The sequence below is a fragment of the Streptomyces sp. NPDC087901 genome, assembly GCF_044742205.1.
GTDB lineage: Bacteria > Actinomycetota > Actinomycetes > Streptomycetales > Streptomycetaceae > Streptomyces.
Genome location: NZ_JBIUUC010000021.1, coordinates 1 through 18,694, shown reverse-complemented (window position 1 = coordinate 18,694; position 18,694 = coordinate 1). Strand labels below are relative to the sequence as shown.

Genomic DNA, 18,694 nt, shown 5'->3' with positions numbered 1-18,694 from the left:
CCGCCGATACCTCCGAAGGGAACGTGTCAGCGGATGCGCGGGACGCGCGGACGACGTCGAATGGTGCCTGCCTACTACGGCGCCTCCGTGGCCCGGAACAGCGCACAGCCTGGGGCCGTGCGTCGTACCGGGTGCAGGGGGTACGCGAGGTGCATCACCAGCCCGCCCCGCACTGGGGCCGGCGCGTACTGACGGGAGCAGCGACATGACCGACCGCAGGCCCGAGGGCACCGCGTACACCGGAGCGAAGGGCAGTCCGCCGCCGATACCTGCCGACGTACCCGACCAGCAGGTGCAGAGCGGCGAGGACGCCCTTGATGTGATTCTCCCGCCAGGTTCCGAAGAGCGCGCAGGAGAGTCGGAGGCCGATAAGCCCGACCCTGATGAAGCGGGCTCGGGCCGCGGCAGCGCCCGCAATGCCGGCATCCACCAGGAACACCCCACCCCGGATGAGTCGACGGGGTGACGGGCGGCCCGCACCCGCCGGGGCGCCGCAACGGGTGCCCCGGCGGGTGGCGGCCGGGAGTTGGCACGGTGGGCTTCAAGCGCGCCGGCCAGGGCCAGTTGAAGCTCTCCGCATCACCCTCCACGAGCTGGACAGCGGGCGCGGCCGGCGGCATGGCGAAACGCAGTCTTGGCCTGCTCCGCCTGAAGCATGGCCCCTGCGCGGCAGATTCGGCATCAGTTCCTCTCAGGTAGGCGTGGAGGGCCTCGCGGTAAGCGGTAGATGCGGAGCCGTCCGGGCGGGCGATGGCAGGGCCAGGGGGCGAGATCCTCGCGTGGGCCGGTGAAGACCACGAACACGTGCATGGTCGGCGACGGCGCGTCGAGGCCCGCGAAATCACCGCCGCCAACAGCCGTTCAAGGGACACCAGTTCATGTTCCGTCCTGGCCCCCACGGGGTCGCGGCCAGGACGCGCGACCACCCCCTCCCCTTGCCGTTCCCGCCACAACGGCCGACGTCGGCCACGAGTGCAGCGATCACTTCGGGCGCCAGCCCGGCGATCCGTCGACTGTGGACGAGTGCAGCACGATCCCCTGTCCCCTGCCCCACCCGACGTGATCAACGAGGTGGGACGAGGTTGACCTCGACGCGCCACCGCCATCCACGAGCTCGTCAGGGAATCCGGGAACGCCGCTGGTCCAGGTGACTGATCACGGGCGTGGCTGTCGCGCCGTGCAGGAGCACGGAGGCAAGGATGGTGAACGTCGTGATGGCCCACAGCTCGTCGGCGTACCGGGCGAACGGCCCGTCCCCGAGTGCGTACGCGAGATAGAAGAGCGACCCGATCCCACGGACGCCGAACAGGGCTGTGACCGCGCGCTCGCGCCGCGGGGACGGAAGCCCCACCTGGGCGGCAGCACCGGCGAGCGGACGGACCACGACGATGAGGGCCATCGCCAGGAGAGCGCCCCGCGGGCTGAGGACCGACAGGCCGTCGGCGACCAGGTAACCGCCGAGGAGGAAGAGCAGCACAGCGGTCAGCAGGCGCTCGATCTGTTCGCTGAAGCCGTGGAGCACCTGGTGGTACCCGTGATTGCGTTCGGCGGCCCGGATGGTGCAGGCCGCGACGAATACCGCGAGGAAGCCGTATCCGTGGGCCAACTCGGTGATCCCGTAGGCAGTGAAGGTGGCGCCGAGCGCGGTGAAGCCTTCCGTCTGTTGCGAGAGGCGGACGTGGAGGGAGTGGAAGAACAGCCAGCCGAGGAAACGGCCGACGGCCACTCCCGCGATCAGCCCGACGGCTGCTCGCAGCAGTACGTCGGCCAGCAGCCAGTGGCCGATCCAGTCCGCGGACCAGCCCTCGCCGGCCGCGATCGCCAGGGCGACGGCGGCGAGTACGAACGGCAGGGCCAGCCCGTCGTTGAGACCGGCCTCGGACGTCAGCGTGAAGCGCACCTCCTCCTCGTCCTCCTCGTCCTCGCCACTCGTGGGCTCCCCCACCCGCACTTCCGCGGCCAGCACGGGATCGGTCGGCGCCAGCGCCGCCGCCAGCAGCAGGGCCACTGCCGGAGGCCAGTTCATGAGCCACCAGCCCAGCACCCCCATGGCGGCGATGGTGAGCGGAAGGGCCAGTCCCAGGAGGCGCCAGGCTCCTGACCACGCCCGCCATCCGAACGGCCTGTCGATCGCCAGCCCCGCGCCCATCAGCGACACGATCACGCAGACCTCCGTCACATGCTCGACCCAGACCCGGTCACGTACGGGGTCCACGACGGGCACGTCGAGCGGCAGGAGGGCGACCGCCGCGCCCGCGACGAGGAACACCATGGGCAGGGAAAAGGGACGCCGACGGGCCACCGGGGGGAGGGCAGCAGCCAAGAGGGTGCCGATGCCTGCTGCCATGTATATGCCGTGCGCCAATGTCATCCGGTCCCAGGTCTTCCATCGGTTCAGGCCGCAATGAGACAGCCGCGTTCGCTGCGGTTGCAGCGGGAGGAATACACCCGGATACCCTGCTGCCCGGCGCCCACGCCCGCTCCAGAGAACGCGACCACGTCCACACCACCTGGCCCCTGCGGGGCCCGGCGCCCCGTACGGCTACGTCAGATGCATGGGATCGTGCGGCGGGGCAAGGTGAGGGACATGACAACGACGCTCGGTGCCATTGTTCTCGGTACGCCCGATCCGCGCGCACTAGGCACTGTCCGGCGGATCATGTGACCTTCTGACCGGTTGCTCGTTGGTTTGGGCATGGGTCGGGGGGATCTGACGAACCGCGAATGGTCGTTACTGGAGCCTCATCTGCCACCTCTGGGTGGCCGGGGTGGCCGGTGGAACGACCATCGCGTCGTGGTGAACGGGATCCTGTTTCGGGTCCGGACCGGCATCCCGTGGCGTGATCTGCCGGATCGTTATGGCTCGTGGAAGACCGTCTATGAACGGCATCGCCGCTGGTCGGCGGACGGTACCTGGGACCGGGCCCTGCACGCGGTCCAGGCCGAGGCCGACCTCGCGGGGCGGATCGACTGGTCGATGGTCGGCGTCCATCGACTGGTCGATGGTCGGCGTCGACTCGACGTCATGCCGGGCCCATCAGCACGCGGCTGGCGCCCGCAAAGCCCGTCCGCGGATCCCGAAAAGTAGGACGACGCCTCGGCACCACCGCCCCGACGAGGGACTCGGACGGTCCCGGGGCGGCCTGACCAGCAAGATCCACCTCGCCGGCGAAGGCGGCTGCCGCCCCATGGCCCTCCTGCTCACGCCGGGCCAGTGGGGCGACGCCCCGCAGATGGTGGAAGTCCTGGACCGGATCCGGGTTCCCCGTCCGCTGGGCGGACGGCCCCGGACTCGACCGGACCACGTCAGCGGCGACAAGGCGTACAGCTCCCGCCGAAATCGGCGTTACCTGCGAAGACGCAACATCCGGCACACGATCCCGGAACCGAGGGACCAGCGGGCAAACCGCCGGCGCAGAGGCAGGGAAGGCGGCAGGCCAACCGGCTTCGACCGCGACCGCTACCGGCGCCGCAACGAGGTCGAGCGGACGATCAACCGGATCAAGAACTCCGGCGCGGTCGCGACCCGTTACGACAAACGTGCCTACGTCTTCCACGGCACCGTCACCGCCGCAGCGATCCGGCTGTGGCTCCGCCAGTGATCCACCGGACACCCCCTTAACCATGCACGAGGTCGTAACGGTGCGGGGTCAGTGTCCGCTTGCCGCTTGCCGCAGTTGAGCGGTGATTCCCTGCCGGTCGATCTGTATCCAGTACTCGACGATGCGTCCGTTCTCGACGCGGTAGACCGCACTGGTCATCGCCGTGACTGGTGCGCCGGTCGGCGGATAGTGGTCCACGGTGCCGACGTGCCGCCCGTTCTGGGTCCAGCGGGCGTAGACCCGGTCGTCTTCGGCGATGAGCTCGTGCACGGTCAACGTGAAGGGGCCGTATGCCGCGAGCATTTCCCGGATGTGCTCGGTGTACTGCGGTGGCGTTCGCTCCACCACTGCCGGTGACTCCGAGACGATCTGATGGGCCCGGACGCGGTCGGCCATGAAGTGAGCGGCTCGGTCGGGGTGGAGTCCTGAGCGTACTTGCAGGAGGAACTGGCGGACTGTTTCCTTGGCGTTGCTCATGGGTGGTGGCGTCCTTCGAGTGCGCTGTTCCATACGGGGAACCCCGGGCCGGTGTTCGGCACGGAACGCCGGTCCGAGGTGCGGAGTTCTCTCACAGGGAGGGCAGTGCGGCGTGCAGTGCCGCGGCCACCCGGCGGGCGTCGGCTTCGGTGGTCCGCCAGTTGCTGAAGGCCGCCCGCAGCGCGGGCACGCCGTCGAAAACGGTGGGGGTGAGGAAGACCTCGTCGGACAGCCGCGCGGCGAGGGCGGCGAGCCGTTCCGTGGTGGGGTTCTCGGCGAGGGTGAAGCAGACGACGTTGAGGTGGACCGGTGCCAGGAGCCGCAGGCCGGGTGCGCTCGCGACGGCGTCGCCCAACGTGCGGGCGCAGGCGGCGCACCGTTCGGTGATCTCGCGGTGGCCGTCCCGGCCGTAGGCCCGCAGGGTGAACCATGCCGCGAGAGCGCGCAGGCGGCGGGAGTTCTCCGGTGTGAGGTGGGCCATGTCGGGGGTGTTCCCGAGCGGGCCGAGGTAGGCCGCCGCGTTCTGGAAGACGCGCGTCTGCAGGTCGGGGCGGCGGGTGAACTGCACGGCGCTGTCGTAGGGGACGTTCAGCCACTTGTGCAGGTCGATGCAGATCGAGTCGGCCAGGTCGAGGCCGTCCACCAAGTGGGCGTGGCCGGGGGACAGGGCCGCGAAGGCGCCGAAAGCCGCGTCGACGTGCAGCCAGAACGAGTAGCGCTCGCGCAGCGCGGCGATGGCACGCAGGTCGTCGAAGTCCACGGTGTTGACCGTCCCCGCGTTGGCGACCACGATGCACGGGCCGTTGCTCTCGCCTTCGGCGAGCGTGTGCTCCAGGGCCGCCAGGTCGACTGCTTCCCGCCCGGGGCTGGTCGGCACCCGGACCAGGGACCGGCGTCCCAGACCGAGCATCGACAGCCCCTTGGGCACGCTGGAGTGTGCCGCTCCTGAGAGCACCCGTACCGGCCGGAGCGCACCCGTGCCCTGCTCAGCCGGGGAGATGCCCTGCTGTTCGCCGAGCCATTCGCGGGCGACGGCGAAGCCGACGGTGTTGGACATGGTGGCGCCGCTGACGAAGGTTCCATGGTGGTCCTCGGAGAGACCGAACAAGTTCCGCAGCCAGCCGATCGTCTCGCGCTCCAGGTGCTGTCCGGCCCCGTCCAGGGACGACATCGCGTTCTGGTCCCAGGTCGCGGTCAGCCAGTCTCCGGCCAGCGCGGCCGGCGTCACACCCCCAGTGACGAATCCCAGATAGCGCGGTCCGGCGCTCGCCGAGAGGGCCGGCTCCCACCGGGCGGCGAAATCGTCCACCGCCGCCTGGAGCCCCGCCCCCTGCTCGGGCAGGGGGCCCGGATCCGGCAGCGGCCCTGAGGGGACTACCTCTCGTTCGGAAATACCTTCGAGCAGGCCGACAGCGTGTTGACGAACCATCTCCAACAGGTACGGCAGGGCGTCGCGGTCGGCGGCAAGCAGCGGGTGCACGGTACGTCTCCTTCGTCGCGTAGTCACGACCGTACGGAGCCCACCCATCCGCTTACTGGTCCAATTGTGGGAAACTGGACCAGTGCGCATAGGAGACGACCAGCTGGTCCAGGCCCTGGGCCCCTGGCGGAGCACCACGGCACCGCTCAGCACAGCGCTGGCCGACGCGATACGGGCCGCGCTGATCGACGGCCGCATCCGCCCCGGGAGCGAGCTGCCCGCCGAACGCCGTCTGGCAGCAGCCCTGGGCGTGAGCCGCGGCACGGTAACGGCCGCCCTGGACCGGCTGCGCGATGCCGGATGGGTCGACACCCGGCACGGCAGCGCCAGCACCGTGCAGCTCCCTGCCGCCGCCACGCAGCGCATCGCCCCCCTCTCTGCCACGGGCGAGGCCGGAGACCTGATCGACCTGCGCCGCGCCGTGCCCGCCGCGCCCCAGGAGCTCTACCTGGAGGCGACGAGGCGAGCCGTCGAGCGGGCGGGCCCCCTGCTCGCCAACCACGGTGAGCCCGGACCGGGCATCACGGAGCTGCGCACCGCCATCGCCGCCCGGTACAGCCGTGAGGGCACCGCGACACGACCCGAGCAAGTCCTTGTCACCAACGGCGCCAGAGCCGCACTCGCCCTCCTCGCGGCGCACTTCCGGCCTCGCGTGGCGGTGGTGGAGATCCCCACGTACTTCGACGCGCTACGGGCCCTGCGGGCACCCGGCACGAAGCTGGTCGGCTGCCGGGTCACCACCGAAAGCTGGGACCTGGACCAACTCAGGGACGCCCTCGCCGCCGCGCGCGGAAACCTCGCGTACCTGGTGCCCGACTTCCACAATCCGACCGGAGCGCTGATGTCCCCGGAGGCCCGCCGAACCGTGAGCCGGCTCGCTGCGGAGCACGAGGTGACCCTCGTGGTGGACGAGACCATGCGCGATCTCGACCTCGGTGACAGGCCCGTTTCCGCTCCCCGCATGCGGGGAGCACTGATGATCGGTTCGACCAGCAAGTCCATCTGGGGCGGACTGCGCATCGGCTGGATCCGAGCCTCCGCCTCACTCATCAGGAAACTCCAGGCCCACCCGCTGGCCGGACCACTGTCCCCGCCCCCCGTGCAGCAGCTCGTCGCGGCCGAGCTGCTCGGCGACCTGGAACCGTTGCTCCACCAGCGCAGGCGTGAACTGCGGCGACAGCGCGACCACCTCAGCAACCTGCTCGTCACCGCCGCCGAGGACCGCTGGCACTTCACCCTCCCGCCCGGCGGACTCGCCCTGTGGCTGCGACTGACCACCACCCTCGCCGACACGGTCGTCGAACGAGCAGGCCGGAACGGGGTCGCACTCGCCGCAGGGCCACGCTTCGCGGCCGACGCCACCCTCGTCAACCATCTGCGCGTGCCCTACACGCCGCCCCACCACGTACTCGACCAGATCGCCACCGTTCTCGACGACGCCTGCTGAAGCGCAGCACAAAGGCCAGGCGAGCCGGCGGAGAGGGCGCGGTGTCTGGTGCAGTGCATCGCAAGGCCGCTGGAGAGCCCGCATCGCGGAGCGTTGCGGTAACGCCGCGAGGCGTTGTGCCAGGCATCGCGGACCCGGTCAAGATCCGCCGGACACGCCCTAGCCGACTTCTATCGCGCTCTGCTGGGATGGGAGGAGGCGGAACGCGAACCCGGGTGGGTCCGGCTGCGGGCTCCCGGACAGGAGCGCCCCAGTATCAGCTTCCAGATGGAAGCCGGCCACAGGCCCCCGGTCTGGCCCCCACGGACAGGCACCCGGGCCTTGACCCCGGGTATTGGACACACGAGACGCTGGATCCTGACGATCTGAGTACGGACATCTCGTGGTCATGAAGGACTACCCGCCTCAGTCCAAGGCCGACGCGGTCGCGCTGTACGAGTCGCGGCCCGAAGCGATCCCAGCTCGATCGCCGCCGATCTGGGGATCAACCCGCAGCCCCTGCGGAACTGGGTGAGGGATGCCGCGGTGAGTCGGCCCCGGGGGCGCCGGACGCAGGAACCGGACCAGCCACCGGCCCCGCTGAAAGCGGAAAACGCAGCCCTGCGCAAGGATCACCGAGCCGAGTGCGTCGGTCAGGTAGACCTGGGTGGTGCCGTTCTCGGTCCGGGTGAGGAAATCCTCGAGGCCGGAGGTGGCTACGGTCGCGGCGGTGTCGCCCGATGCGTTCTGTTCGACGAGCGGATTGGTGCCGTCGGTGAGGAACTTGTCCGCCCCCCGACGGTCTTCGTGGAGCGGGTGCCCAGGGCGTCGTAGCCGAAGGTGCTGCTCTGGCCCGGTCCTGGTCAGGCCGGAGAGATTGCCGCGTGCGTTCCAGGTGTAGGCGCGGGTGCCGTCGGTGGCGAGCCGGCCGTCCGCGTCGTAGGTGAAGGAGCGGCCGGCAAAAGTGTGATGCGGTTGCCCTTGCCGGGTCCTATTCGTGTCCAGGGCGGTGGCCGCTCGGTGGTCTCGCAGGCCGGAACGGTGCTGTTGATCTGCCTGACTGGTCACCCGGTGACGTTCCTCAGTGTCCGGTTGCGCCAAGCGCGAAGCTGCAGCGGATCCTCACTCGCCGGGATGTCCGACACGTGCAGGGCCAGGATCGCTTCCCACACCGGATCGAGGGTGCCGGCCAACTGCACAAGCCGGAAGTCCGTGTCGGTGAAGTGAATGCGCAAGGTCCCGCTCATCAGGCCCATTCTTCACACCGGGGGCTGCTGTTGACCCGCTCACCGACCGGGCCAACAGCAATGGGGCGGCACCCGGTTCGCGTCAGGAGCCCAGCTGGATGGTCGAGGAGTGGCCCACGAGTGGGACAGCGCAATAACGCACAGGTCACCACTGCGGAACAGAGGTATCTCGAATGCGGGCCTACAGCGGGCCTATGGCCGGATCCACTCGCATGAAACCAAAGCCGGAATCAGCGTGGGTGTCCGCTGTAGCCGTACGCAAAAATCCCCTGCTATACGTGCGCCAATCGCGCGCGATACTCCGATCGGGTGACACGGTGACCGGAGACTTGTGGCATATGCCGGGCTCCTGCGTTACTGGACGCACTCCAGCCTGGGCAGCCCGGACCGCTCGGGAAGCGTGGTGCCGGGGTGAGCTGTTCCCTCCACACGTGGGGAGGGTGCGGGTCCGCCGGGATCACGATGGGCACCCGAACGGGGTTGGATCGCCAGTCGGTACCGCTTACGCGGTGCCGACTGGTCTTTTTTGCGCCGACGGGGCGGGGGCCATGGCGTGCGCCGGTGGTACGCGAGCGCCCGCCGAATCCCGCCCAGCGACCCAAGTACCGTGTCTGACACCTTGCCAGAGATAACTCCCTGTGGGGTACTTGAAGCAGCGAACCGGTGGGCCGCCCATCCCATATCCGGGGATCACGGTATAGGGCGGCGTCTGCCGGTTATTTCTTTGTGCCCACGAAGGAACTCCCTTTACCGGGCGGCACGATTCAGCTGTCCGTCCTCTCGTGAGGTTCTTCCGCGAGGGGTGGCCGCAGGTCCCCAGGTTCCGCTGTGTCCTCTGTCCCTGTCCTGTCAGCGAGGAGTCCCTCCATGCCTATCTCTCCCAACCAGGGATCCACCGGCGGTGGCACACCGGTGACCATCACCGGCACGAACCTCTCCGGCACCACCGCCGTCACCTTCGGCACCAAGCCGGCCACCGCCGTCACCAACGTTTCGCCGACCCAGGTCACGGCCGTGTCGCCCTCGGGCGCCGGCAGCGTCGGGGTGACCGTGACCACCGGGGGTGGTACGAGCAACCCGCTTCCGTTCTTCTACGTCGGAGCCCCGTTCAAGTCCTCGCTCGGTCCGACATCAGGCCCCCTGGCGGGCGGCAACACGGCCACGATCAACGGTGTCGGTCTGGCGACTGCCACCGGTGTGTCGTTCGGCGCCAACACCGCCACACCGACGGTCGTCTCCGACACCCAGCTCACCGTCGCCGTGCCGGCGGGCGCTGCAGCCGGCCCCGTCGGAGTGAGCGTGACCACTGCGGGTGGAACGAACAACGGTCTGTCCTACACCTACGTGGACGTCCCCACAGTGACCGCTGTGACGCCCACCTCCGGACCGACGTCCGGCGGTACCGGGGTCACCATCACCGGCACCGACCTCGGCACCACCGGGTCGGTCACCTTCGACGGCACCCCTGCACCGTTCACCCTGGTGAACTCCACCACGGTCTCGGCGGTGACTCCGCCCGGCACCGCCGGCGCGGTCGATGTGGTGGTGACCAACCCGGCCGGTTCCGACACGGCCGCCGGCGCGTTCACCTACGTTGCGGCTCCCGGTATCTGACCGTCGTCCGCACTGCCGCCCGGTCCTCACCGGGCGGCAGCCTGCCTTGGCCCCCGCTCGCCGAGCGGTGGCCAAGGCCCCCATCCCGGCCGGCCGCCTGATCCTCGGAGTGCAGACGGCGCTCTTCCGCCGACGCCGCAAGCACGACGGTTCATCCCGGCCCGGTCCGGATATGCGCATCATCCCGGGCTCCGCCCAGGCTGCCATAGGAGCACCCTCATGCCGCCCACGATCAGCACCATCAATCCCACGCAAGGACCCACCACCGGGGGCACCACCGTCACCCTTACCGGCACCGGGATGACGGGGTCCACCGCCGTACGGTTCGGCAGTACCAACGCGACGTCCTTCACCATCAACTCGGCCACCCAGATCACTGCTGTGAGCCCGCCCCGCACTGCGGGTGCCGCGGCGGTGACCGTCGTCCATCCGACCGGTAACAGCAACTCGGTGACGTACACCTATGTCGTGGCGCAGGTGCCGGTGGTCACGGGTGTGGCGCCCAGCAGCGGCCCGACGTCGGGCGGCACCGGTGTCACGCTCACGGGAACCGGGTTCACCGGGGCCACGGCGGTCACCTTCGCCGGGATCCCGGCGACTTCGTACACGGTGAACTCAGCCACTCAGATCACTGCCGTGACACCCGCCGGGATTGCCGGGGCCGCCGCCGTGACCGTCACTACCCCGGGGGGCACCAGCACTCCGGACGCCTTCTTCTTCTACGCCGCGCCTCCTGCGCTCACCGGTGCCGGCCCCGCTCTGGGCCCGACAACCGGTGGTGTGGTGGTCACACTGACCGGGAGCGACCTGCTCAACGCCAGTGCAGTACGGTTCGGCAGCACCAACGCCGCGTCCTTCACCGTGGTGTCGGCGACGCAGATCACGGCCACCGCCCCGCCGGGGACGGGGAGTTCCCCCATCACGGTGATCACCCCGGGCGGCACGAGCAATCCCGTCGCCTTCACATACGTCGCCGCGCCAACCCTGACCGCGCTGGCGCCCACGACCGGTCCGACGTCCGCGGGCACCGTGGTCACCCTCACCGGCACGAACCTGGCCGCCGCCTCGGCCGTCACCTTCGGCGGAACGGCCGTGTCCTTCACCGTCGCGTCAAACGCACAGATCTCCGCAATCGCGCCCGCAGGTCCTCCCGGTCCGGTCGCGGTAGGCGTCACGACGGCGGGCGGCAGCAGCTCCGGGCCGGCCTACACCCGGGTCGCCGCGCCCGGCATCTGAGACCCGGACGACAGGGAGCCGACGTAAAAGCCGCTCGTACAACTCCTTGTGCCGCCCGCCCGTTCAGTCGCCCGACGGCCGTCTCCGCGCTGCTGGCCCAACCAGGCTACTTGTGGGCGCGGCCTCCCTGCGGGGCAAAAGAACCGCCATAGCGTGAAGCTCCACGGTGTCCGCGATCTGCGGGCCCGGCAACAGAACAAGGAGCCGAACCGGTGAGCATCACACCGCGCAGAGGGAGACTGGTCGTCGCCACAGCCCTGGCCGCCGTACTGGGGATGGCCTCGCCCGCCTGGGCCGTATCGTCAGGCACCACGGTGACGGCCACTCCGCAGACCGCCGAGGTAGGCACTTCGGTGCAACTGACGGCCACGGTCGACTGTCCCGCCGACCCCACCGGTGGGCTCGGCGTGACGTTCTTCGACGGCGACGTCCTGCTCGCCACCGTGCCAGTGAACGCCAACGGCCTGGCCGGCCAGACCGCTTCGTTCACCACCGCTGGCTCGCACACCATCACCGCCACCTACAACGGCAACGCGGAGTGCGATGCCTCCCACAACACCGTGACCGTCCAGGTCACCTCGACTCCGACGCCCCCCGATCCGACCCCCGGGTTCTGCCTCCTCGCCTGTGGTGGCCTGATCACCTTCTCCGTGGGCGACATCAACAACACCGTCAACATCTACAAGCACTAGCCTCGGGCTTTCGCGTGGGGGTGCCCGAGATGTGACCGGAATCGCGAAGAGTGCTCCTGAACTGCAGCGATGGGACTCGTGCATCGTCCGTTTCGGCGCGTGGAAAGAAGCGCTCCTCGAGTGAAGAGGCCCATCGGGTCGTCCGCGCGTGTTCGAGGCGAGGGTGGCGGTCGGGCGGTGGTGTCGCCGCAGTCCCGCTTGTCCGTACCAGGCAGGGGGCGTACTGCTGGTCGAGATGGTCCGCAAGGCCGGGTTGGGCCGGGTGATATCGGCAGCGCTGGCGCCATGGCAGCGCCCGAGTACCGTGCATGATCCGGGCAGGGCCCTGCTGGACCTGGTCCTCGCGGTCGCGCTGGGTGGAGACTGCCTCGCGGATGTCGGGATGCTGCGGGCCGAGCCGGCCGTGTTCGGGCCGGTGGCCTCCGACCCGACCGTCTCCCGCCTCATCGAGACTCTCGCCGCCGGGCTGAAGGCCCTCTCCGCAATACGGGCCGCGCGGGCCGAAGTGCGCGAGCGCGTCTGGAACACGGCCGAGACCGCAGCACCGGATGCCGCAGGGCAGGTGATCGCGGACCTGGACGGCGTACTCGTGCTGGCCCACTCCGAGAAGCAGGTGGGCTTGATCCACTTTGACGGACATCCGAGATCAGGGGCTCTGCCCCGGGAGGATGTCCGTCAGAGTGGAGAGCATGGGGAAGAAGAAGCCTCGCCGCCCTCGCCGTTCGTTCACGTCAGAGTTCAAGGCCGAGATCGTGGGGCTGTGCCAGCGGGGCGACCGCTCGGTCGGGCAGGTCTCCACAGACTTCCAACTGACCGAGACCGCGGTACGGGGCGGGACGCCGAGCTGACCGAACGGGTTATCCAGCTCCATGCGAGATCGCGCGGAACTTACGCGGCCCCGCGCGTGCATGCCGTGCTCAAGCGCGAGGCGGCCGGGTGCGGCCGCCGCCGTGTCGCACGGCTGATGCGGGCCGCCGGGCTGCAGGGCCGGCACCGCAGACGACGGCAACCGCGATCTTCGCTTTCGCCGAACGCTGGTACAACGTGCACAGACTGCACAGCAGCCAGCCTCGGCTACCTCCGCCCCGCCGGGTACGAAACCGCACTCGCAGCCTGACCACCACACCATTGGTGTCCGTCGAAGAGGAACAAGCTCACCCCCTGACAGTGGCTCCGCAGCCCTCCGGGCGGGGACGCAGAACCTCACATCCTGGCTCGCATAGTCTTGAACAACCTTCGATCAAGCCGGGCAGCTACGGCATGGAGACAACGTGCTAAGCCTTGCCAACATCATCTGCTGGCGGCCCCTCAAGAAAACAGTGCTGATCTGAGCCCTCAGCCCGAACCGGCGACCAGCGCCTCGCCGAGCGGGGTGCGCCGGTAGAGCACCGACCGTCCGGACCGGGCCCTGACGAGCAGCCCCGCGTCTCGCAGGATGGCGAGGTGGTCTCCAACCGCGCCGGGTGCCATGGCGAGGCTTCGGGCGAGGTGGCTGGTACTGGCCGGTGCGTCCAGCGCCACCAGCAGCCGGGCTCGGGCCCGGCCGACCAGAGCGGTCAGCGCGTCCGGTTGGGGGACGGTCGCCTGTTCGCCCCATAGGGCGGCGGTGCCGCGGGCAGGATAGACCAAGGTCCTGGGCCAGGGGTCTTCCAGGTGGGCGGCGACATTCCCGACAAAGACCGAAGGGATCAGCAGCAGCCCGTCGCCGGCGAGGCGGACGTTTCCGACTGGAGGGAAGAAGCCGATCTCGATACCGCCTGCGCGCCAGGCGATGCTCGGGTGCAGGCTCTCGATGGTCGTGGCCCATCCGTGTTCGCCGATCACACCCACCCGGTGCACGACATCGCGCTCACAGATCGCACGCAGGTGCGGCCAGTCCGTGGCGAGCAGTTCGTGCCACGCCCGGTCCATCGCCTCGGCGATCCTGGAGACGGCGTCCGTGGAGTCCAGCACTGCGCGTACGCGGGGGTCATGGGCGGACGGGCCGGTCGCGGTGGTGGCGAATTCGTGGCGTGCCGCTTCCAGCGGTGTGGCCCGGATCATGGCCAGGTCCTCTGCCCAGGTCTGGTTGAGGCCGCGCGGGGGCGGGGCGACGAAGTTCGGTCCGGATTGCGGGGTGTGCAGGGCGAGGGCGGCGTTCAGTTCGGTCTCGCGGCGAAGCCGTTCGAAGGTCGGCAGGAGCCGGGTGGCCCAGGCTCGCGGCAGCGGCCGGTTTTGGCCGGCGAGCGAGCGTAGAAGTAGGCAGAGGTCCATCGCGGGCGACAGTGCGAAGCGGCTGCGCAGCAGGTCCTCGATGGAGACTTCGAAGCGGAGCACCCTGCGATGCTACCGCGGGACGTCTGTTCCGATTCGTCCAGCGACGAATCATTGGTGAGTGGTGTGGGCGCACGGCGAGGCTGGGCGTCATGACCCCAACCGCCGGACCCGCGCAGGGCAACCACCGTGCCACCTACCGGGAGGTGCTGGCCGAGCCGCGATTCCGGCTGCTCTTCTCGACTCGCACAGTCGCGATCACTGCGAGCTCGCTGCGGATCACCACGTTCTCGGTGCTGGTCTTCACGGCCACCGGCTCCGCGCTGTTGAGCGCGCTGGCCTTCGGCATCGGCTTTCTCCCGCAGTTGTTCGGCTCGCTGCTGCTGGGCTCACTGGCCGACCAGTTGCCGCCCCGCGCGCTCATCGCCAGCGGCTACGCCTTGGAGTGCACCGCCGCCCTGCTGCTCGCCCTGGTGCGGATGCCGATCGCGGCAAGCCTCGGTGTCGTGGCGCTGGTCGCCCTCGTCACACCGGTGTTCAGCGGCGCGTCGAGTCGGCTGGTCGCGCAGTGGCTGCAGGGGGACGCCTATGTACTGGGCCGTTCACTGAACAACATCGCTGCCTCCGGCGCGCAATTGTTCGGTCTGGCGCTGGGAGGTGCGGCCGTCGCGGTACTCGGCCCGCACCGGACGCTCGCGGTAAGCGCCGCCCTCTACTTCGGCTGCGCGCTCGCTATCCGCATCCGGCTACCCCGGCTGCAGCCGGGAGCGTTCGGCAGCACACCCGACAGCGCTCGGGGCGATGGCGGGACCGTCCGGGCAAGCCTGCACGGTGCCGGCCTCCTGCTGCGCGGACGCACGGTGCGACGACTGATGCTGGCGCAGTGGCTACCGCCCGCATTCGTGGCGGGCGCGGAAGGCCTGCTCGTCGCCTACGCGGGAGGCCACCACTTCGCGCCCGGCCGGTACGCGGTGCTGATGGGCTGTCTGCCGGTCGGCATGCTGGTCGGTGACCTGCTGGTGGGTCGGCTCCTACGGCCACCCACCCGGGAGCGCCTGGTAGTCCCGTTGATTTTGCTGATGGGACTGCCGCTCGTCGGCTTCGCTGCTGAGCCCGGAGTGGGCGTCTCGTCCTGTCTGCTGCTGCTCTGCGGCTTCGGATTCGCCTACGGTCTCGGCCTGCAAAGGCCGTTCCTCGACGCCCTGCCACAGGATGGCCAGGGCCAGGCCTTCGGTCTGCTCGGCTCCGGCAACATGACGCTGCAAGGCGTCGGGCCGGCCTGCTTCGGCTCGGTGGCCGCAGGCTTCGGAACAGGCGGCGCAATCGCCCTGGCAGGCGGCGCGGCGGTGTTTACCGCCGGCTGGATTCTCACCTGGCACCCGCCCATCTCCCCGGTCCCCGTCCCGAACTACCCAACGGGATCGGAGAACAGCACCGAACAGCATGCGTGTGGTCCTCCAGCGCAGTAGCCGTCGCAGGCCGGGTCGGCCGCGAGCCGTCACACACTCACCCCCACCCCCACCCCATCCTCACGCCTCTCTGACAGACAGTCATTCCCGGTAGCTCATTGCGTCAGGGGTCCTAACCTCGGCTCTGCCAGCCGTTGCGGACCACGTAAGAGATCCTGAGACCACGAACAGCCCATGGAAGGCTCATGCCGCATGATCGATGAATTCGCGAAGGACAACCTGCACGGGAGACTGCGGCGGGACCGCGAGGCACTGCTCTGGAAACTCGACGGCTTGTCCGAATACGACGCCCGCAGACCTTTGACGGCGACCGGGACCAACCTTCTCGGCCTGGTCAAACACGTGGCCAGCGTCGAGGCCAGGTACTTCGGCGAGGTCTTCGACCGCCCTTCTCCGGAATCGCTGTCCCGGTGGCAGGACCACGACGGCAGCGATCTGTGGGCGACTGAGGGCGAGACCCGCGATCAGATCATCGAGTTCTACCGGAGCACGTGGGAACACTCGGACGCGACGATCAACGAGCTTCCCCTCGACGCCCCCGGCCACGTGCCCTGGTGGCCGGATCCCCATGCCAACACGAACCTGTTCGCCGTCATGGTCCACGTCCTCGGCGAGACCAACCGGCATGCCGGGCACGCCGACATCCTGCGCGAGGGCCTCGACGGCCGAACCGGGATGCGCGCCGAAAACGAGCAGCAGATCGACGGGGAAGCCCGTGCAGCCTACTGCGAGAAGATCGAGCAGGCCGCCAGGTCGGCTACATCAATCAAGGCTTAGGCGAACATATCGGGCAGCCTGGAATATCCGCTCCCTGCCGGCGCTTGCGATTTCCGAACACCCGGCCACCCGAACGCCCCCGTCACCCGATGTGGGCGTTCAGTCCGCGCCTTCGTCGTCCTCGTCCAGCTCGAGCGCCTCCGCGTCGCTCAGCGGGCGCAGGGCACCGGCGGCCGGGGTCGAGGCGGTGAAGCTGTAGCGGCCAAGCAGGTTCAGGATGATTGCAGTGCTTGAGAGGGGAGAGCCGGGTGATGTCCTCCTTGCGGATCGCGTGGCCCTCGGCCTGGTAGCTGGGCGACGACGTCGTCAAGGTGCCGGAGATGGATTGGGTCGTCCCTGTGTTGGACCAGTGGGTGGAGGAGGTGCGGCCGCGCTTCCCGCCGGGGGGCCCACACGGCGTGGTGGGTGACCGAGCGCCGGGGTCGGATGCCGTGCCGGCGCATAGACGACGTCTTCTCCTCGGTCCGCGAAGCGGCTGGTCTGGACGATGTGGCACTCCTGCATCACGCACCCATGCTGGCGGCGAATGCGCGCTCTGGGAACCGACGCCGCAGGCTAGTTGACCGCTGCTAGTGCTCTGGCCGGGAGGGTTCGCCGGGTCTGGGCAGGGGAAACTCCGTACGGACGCTTCTGCTGGCGGATAGCTTCACGTCCAGGATGAAGGGAGATTCGTGCTCATGGCAGAGCGTGCGGTTCCGTCTTGCGTGGTAGCCGCGGAGCGTGTCGCCTCCGAGGCGGGTTTTAAGAAGAGCTGCATCCCTGAGGTGGGCAGGTTGCTCAGGCTGGCCGCTGCTGCGAAACCCCACGGAGTCATCGCGGAGAGCGGCACCGGCTCGGGTGTGGGTACCGCCTGGCTGCACAGCGGGCTTGGCGCCGGTGCCCGGTTGGTCACCGTGGAACGGGACGAGGAGCTTGCGCGTCGGGCGGCTGGTCTCTTCGCGGACGACGACCGCGTCAGCATCCTCACCGGGGACTGGCGGCTGCTTGAGCAGCACGCCCCCTTCGATGTCTTCTTCTGTGACGGCGGAGGCAAGCGTGACGACCCCGAGCAGGTCGTCGAGCTGCTGGCTCCCGGTGGCCTTCTCATCCTGGACGACTTCACTCCATCGCCCCATTGGCCGCCTCGTTTCGGCGGCGAAGTGGACGATCTCCGCCTGTTCTACCTCACTCATCCGGCCCTGGACGCCACTGAAGTTCTCACAACACCCGCCAGTTCAGCGATTGTTGCGGCACACCGTCTCTAGGACGTTTCCTGTGGATCATGGCGCGAGTCAGTCGAAGAGTCGCACCGCCCGCCTCAGGCTCATTCTCGACCTAGGCGTTGTGGAATGATCGGCAGATGTTGGGGACCAACAATGAGGATGGGCGAGCGCTTCGGCGTGTAGCCGAGCAAGTCGTCAACGAGGTCGCCCAAGACCTCTGCACGTTGGACGAGGGAACATCCTGGTTCTCCGCCCTTTCCCCGACGGGACGGCAGGCTGTACTGCAGGAAGTCGCCGGCTACGTGATGCAGGCCCACATCACGGTGGCAGACGGGCATGAAGGTGTTGCCCGGTCCGGCGTGAAGCCCACGGCCAACCCCTCGGTAATGATTTCTATGGACCCACCTCGCTACGGGTTCGCAGCCCTCCCGCCCGACGAACACGTCAAAGCGTTCCGTGTCCTCGTCTCGGTGTTCTCCATCGCCGACACCCGCCGCAGGCAGACGTACTGCAAAGGCACTTGCGGACACACATGGCACAACTTGCCTCCCCGGTAAGACGCCATGGCGGCGCACGCCGACCCGAATGAGGATCCTCTGGTCGTTGCCGCTGGATCATCTGATCGTTTGTTGATGTGTATCGTTGGCTGACGCCCAGTGGGCGAGAATCGAGCCGTTGCTACCGGACCGGTCGCCGAGGCGTGGTGGGCAGTGGCGGGATCACCGACAGGTGCTTGATGTTCCTCGTCCGTCTGCACAAGATTCGCGATCACCGGCACAGTGTTCCCTCCCGCCGAGGCCAGCAGTCATCGCTCTGCGAAAGCGCACCGCTGGCGCTGCCCCGCCGCACAATCGGCTGCAGCTTCTGCCCCTCCAGCTCGGTGAGCCTGCGGACCCGAACCGGATGCGCCATCCCGCCTCCCCGTACCGATCAGACATGTCGTCACATCCAACCCGCACGACTGGCCTCGACTCCAACCCGGTGATCGTTTCCGGTCACAGCGCTAGTGTCCTGCGCCTGAAATCCTGTGGGTTAGTTCTACTCTGTTTTCTGGCCGGTGGTTCCGACCTTGGTGAGGTAGTCGGCGAGAGAATTGAGGATCTCGTCGGCTGTCTTGGTCCAGATGAAGGGCCGCGGGTTCTCGTTCCAGGTGTCGATCCACGCAGTGATGTCGCCCTCCAGGGCTTTCACGGACCTGTGGACGCCGCGGCGGATGAGT

General features: G+C 68.8%; 17 protein-coding genes and 5 pseudogenes. 14 read left to right on the top strand and 8 right to left on the bottom strand.

Going from position 1 to position 18,694, the window contains the following annotated elements; translation table 11 throughout:
• Window positions 1–205 precede the first annotated feature (205 nt).
• On the top strand, window positions 206–466 hold the full coding sequence (locus ACIOEW_RS37920) for a hypothetical protein (RefSeq protein ID WP_362547417.1): 261 nt from the start codon (window positions 206–208) through the stop codon (window positions 464–466).
• Between the two features lie 651 nt (window positions 467–1,117).
• Here ACIOEW_RS37920 and ACIOEW_RS37915 read toward each other — a convergent pair.
• Window positions 1,118–2,371, bottom strand: a complete 1,254-nt coding sequence (locus tag ACIOEW_RS37915; protein ID WP_401969826.1) for a cation:proton antiporter — start codon at window positions 2,369–2,371, stop codon at window positions 1,118–1,120.
• A 324-nt stretch (window positions 2,372–2,695) separates the two neighbouring features.
• Between ACIOEW_RS37915 and ACIOEW_RS37910 the strand changes: the two are divergent.
• Window positions 2,696–3,602: pseudogene (locus tag ACIOEW_RS37910) on the top strand (IS5 family transposase).
• 48 nt (window positions 3,603–3,650) lie between these two features.
• Here ACIOEW_RS37910 and ACIOEW_RS37905 read toward each other — a convergent pair.
• Window positions 3,651–4,079 (bottom strand): ester cyclase, encoded by a 429-nt coding sequence (locus ACIOEW_RS37905; RefSeq protein ID WP_401969824.1) that lies wholly within the window; start codon window positions 4,077–4,079, stop codon window positions 3,651–3,653.
• A gap of 91 nt (window positions 4,080–4,170) precedes the next feature.
• Window positions 4,171–5,559: a pyridoxal phosphate-dependent decarboxylase family protein gene (locus ACIOEW_RS37900; protein ID WP_401969822.1), complete on the bottom strand. Its 1,389-nt coding sequence runs from the start codon at window positions 5,557–5,559 to the stop codon at window positions 4,171–4,173.
• Between the two features lie 82 nt (window positions 5,560–5,641).
• Between ACIOEW_RS37900 and ACIOEW_RS37895 the strand changes: the two genes are divergently transcribed.
• Complete coding sequence (locus ACIOEW_RS37895; RefSeq protein ID WP_401969820.1) at window positions 5,642–7,006, top strand: PLP-dependent aminotransferase family protein; 1,365 nt, start codon at window positions 5,642–5,644, stop codon at window positions 7,004–7,006.
• Window positions 7,007–7,516: 510 nt separating this feature from the next.
• Window positions 7,517–7,819 carry a hypothetical protein gene (locus tag ACIOEW_RS37890; RefSeq protein ID WP_401969818.1) on the top strand — a complete coding sequence of 101 codons (303 nt, stop codon included), beginning with the start codon at window positions 7,517–7,519 and terminating at the stop codon, window positions 7,817–7,819.
• Window positions 7,820–8,049: 230 nt separating this feature from the next.
• On the opposite strand, the gene ACIOEW_RS37885 is transcribed toward ACIOEW_RS37890, so the two are convergent.
• Window positions 8,050–8,232, bottom strand: coding sequence for a hypothetical protein (locus tag ACIOEW_RS37885; RefSeq protein ID WP_401969816.1), 183 nt, complete (start codon window positions 8,230–8,232; stop codon window positions 8,050–8,052).
• An 867-nt stretch (window positions 8,233–9,099) separates the two neighbouring features.
• Between ACIOEW_RS37885 and ACIOEW_RS37880 the strand changes: the two genes are divergently transcribed.
• The 6 genes and pseudogenes from ACIOEW_RS37880 to ACIOEW_RS37855 all read left to right on the top strand — a co-directional run bounded on the left by ACIOEW_RS37880 (window position 9,100) and on the right by ACIOEW_RS37855 (window position 12,891).
• Entirely contained in the window at window positions 9,100–9,846 is a 747-nt protein-coding gene (locus ACIOEW_RS37880) for an IPT/TIG domain-containing protein (protein WP_362547405.1), read from the top strand.
• Window positions 9,847–10,065: 219 nt separating this feature from the next.
• On the top strand, window positions 10,066–11,082 hold the full coding sequence (locus tag ACIOEW_RS37875; RefSeq protein WP_362547402.1) for an IPT/TIG domain-containing protein: 1,017 nt from the start codon (window positions 10,066–10,068) through the stop codon (window positions 11,080–11,082).
• Window positions 11,083–11,294: 212 nt separating this feature from the next.
• Window positions 11,295–11,774 (top strand): Ig-like domain-containing protein, encoded by a 480-nt coding sequence (locus ACIOEW_RS37870; protein ID WP_401969813.1) that lies wholly within the window; start codon window positions 11,295–11,297, stop codon window positions 11,772–11,774.
• Window positions 11,775–11,894: 120 nt separating this feature from the next.
• A pseudogene (locus ACIOEW_RS37865) lies at window positions 11,895–12,387 on the top strand (transposase); the annotation flags it as partial.
• 76 nt (window positions 12,388–12,463) lie between these two features.
• Window positions 12,464–12,622, top strand: a complete 159-nt coding sequence (locus ACIOEW_RS37860; protein WP_362547535.1) for a transposase — start codon at window positions 12,464–12,466, stop codon at window positions 12,620–12,622.
• Window positions 12,619–12,891 (top strand): IS3 family transposase, encoded by a 273-nt coding sequence (locus ACIOEW_RS37855; protein ID WP_401969912.1) that lies wholly within the window; start codon window positions 12,619–12,621, stop codon window positions 12,889–12,891. Before ACIOEW_RS37860 ends, ACIOEW_RS37855 begins: the two co-directional genes overlap by 4 nt.
• Window positions 12,892–13,109: 218 nt before the next feature.
• Here the strand turns inward: ACIOEW_RS37855 and ACIOEW_RS37850 are convergent, their stop codons facing one another.
• On the bottom strand, window positions 13,110–14,090 hold the full coding sequence (locus tag ACIOEW_RS37850; RefSeq protein WP_401969810.1) for an ArsR/SmtB family transcription factor: 981 nt from the start codon (window positions 14,088–14,090) through the stop codon (window positions 13,110–13,112).
• A gap of 89 nt (window positions 14,091–14,179) precedes the next feature.
• Between ACIOEW_RS37850 and ACIOEW_RS37845 the strand changes: the two genes are divergently transcribed.
• Complete coding sequence (locus ACIOEW_RS37845) at window positions 14,180–15,496, top strand: MFS transporter (RefSeq protein ID WP_401969807.1); 1,317 nt, start codon at window positions 14,180–14,182, stop codon at window positions 15,494–15,496.
• A 192-nt stretch (window positions 15,497–15,688) separates the two neighbouring features.
• Entirely contained in the window at window positions 15,689–16,273 is a 585-nt protein-coding gene (locus ACIOEW_RS37840; protein WP_401969804.1) for a DinB family protein, read from the top strand.
• Between the two features lie 99 nt (window positions 16,274–16,372).
• On the opposite strand, the pseudogene ACIOEW_RS37835 reads toward ACIOEW_RS37840, so the two are convergent.
• Window positions 16,373–16,590: pseudogene (locus tag ACIOEW_RS37835) on the bottom strand (Tn3 family transposase); the annotation flags it as partial.
• A gap of 354 nt (window positions 16,591–16,944) precedes the next feature.
• Here ACIOEW_RS37835 and ACIOEW_RS37830 point away from each other — a divergent pair.
• Window positions 16,945–17,517 carry an O-methyltransferase gene (locus tag ACIOEW_RS37830; RefSeq protein ID WP_401969802.1) on the top strand — a complete coding sequence of 191 codons (573 nt, stop codon included), beginning with the start codon at window positions 16,945–16,947 and terminating at the stop codon, window positions 17,515–17,517.
• A gap of 95 nt (window positions 17,518–17,612) precedes the next feature.
• Window positions 17,613–18,032: a DUF5958 family protein gene (locus ACIOEW_RS37825; protein ID WP_401969799.1), complete on the top strand. Its 420-nt coding sequence runs from the start codon at window positions 17,613–17,615 to the stop codon at window positions 18,030–18,032.
• Window positions 18,033–18,214: 182 nt separating this feature from the next.
• On the opposite strand, the pseudogene ACIOEW_RS37820 reads toward ACIOEW_RS37825, so the two are convergent.
• Window positions 18,215–18,387, bottom strand: a pseudogene (locus ACIOEW_RS37820) (IS630 family transposase); the annotation flags it as partial.
• A gap of 126 nt (window positions 18,388–18,513) precedes the next feature.
• Window positions 18,514–18,694: pseudogene (locus ACIOEW_RS37815) on the bottom strand (IS630 family transposase); the annotation flags it as partial.

What these genes read in the sequence shown, in the direction of transcription:
- ACIOEW_RS37920 (WP_362547417.1), top strand. Translation starts at nt 206, where the DNA reads ATGACCGACCGCAGGCCCGAGGGCACCGCGTACACCGGAGCGAAGGGC.
- ACIOEW_RS37915 (WP_401969826.1), bottom strand. Translation starts at nt 2,371, where the DNA reads ATGACATTGGCGCACGGCATATACATGGCAGCAGGCATCGGCACCCTC.
- ACIOEW_RS37905 (WP_401969824.1), bottom strand. Translation starts at nt 4,079, where the DNA reads ATGAGCAACGCCAAGGAAACAGTCCGCCAGTTCCTCCTGCAAGTACGC.
- ACIOEW_RS37885 (WP_401969816.1), bottom strand. Translation starts at nt 8,232, where the DNA reads ATGAGCGGGACCTTGCGCATTCACTTCACCGACACGGACTTCCGGCTT.
- ACIOEW_RS37880 (WP_362547405.1), top strand. Translation starts at nt 9,100, where the DNA reads ATGCCTATCTCTCCCAACCAGGGATCCACCGGCGGTGGCACACCGGTG.
- ACIOEW_RS37875 (WP_362547402.1), top strand. Translation starts at nt 10,066, where the DNA reads ATGCCGCCCACGATCAGCACCATCAATCCCACGCAAGGACCCACCACC.
- ACIOEW_RS37860 (WP_362547535.1), top strand. Translation starts at nt 12,464, where the DNA reads ATGGGGAAGAAGAAGCCTCGCCGCCCTCGCCGTTCGTTCACGTCAGAG.
- ACIOEW_RS37845 (WP_401969807.1), top strand. Translation starts at nt 14,180, where the DNA reads ATGACCCCAACCGCCGGACCCGCGCAGGGCAACCACCGTGCCACCTAC.
- ACIOEW_RS37840 (WP_401969804.1), top strand. Translation starts at nt 15,689, where the DNA reads ATGATCGATGAATTCGCGAAGGACAACCTGCACGGGAGACTGCGGCGG.
- ACIOEW_RS37825 (WP_401969799.1), top strand. Translation starts at nt 17,613, where the DNA reads ATGTTGGGGACCAACAATGAGGATGGGCGAGCGCTTCGGCGTGTAGCC.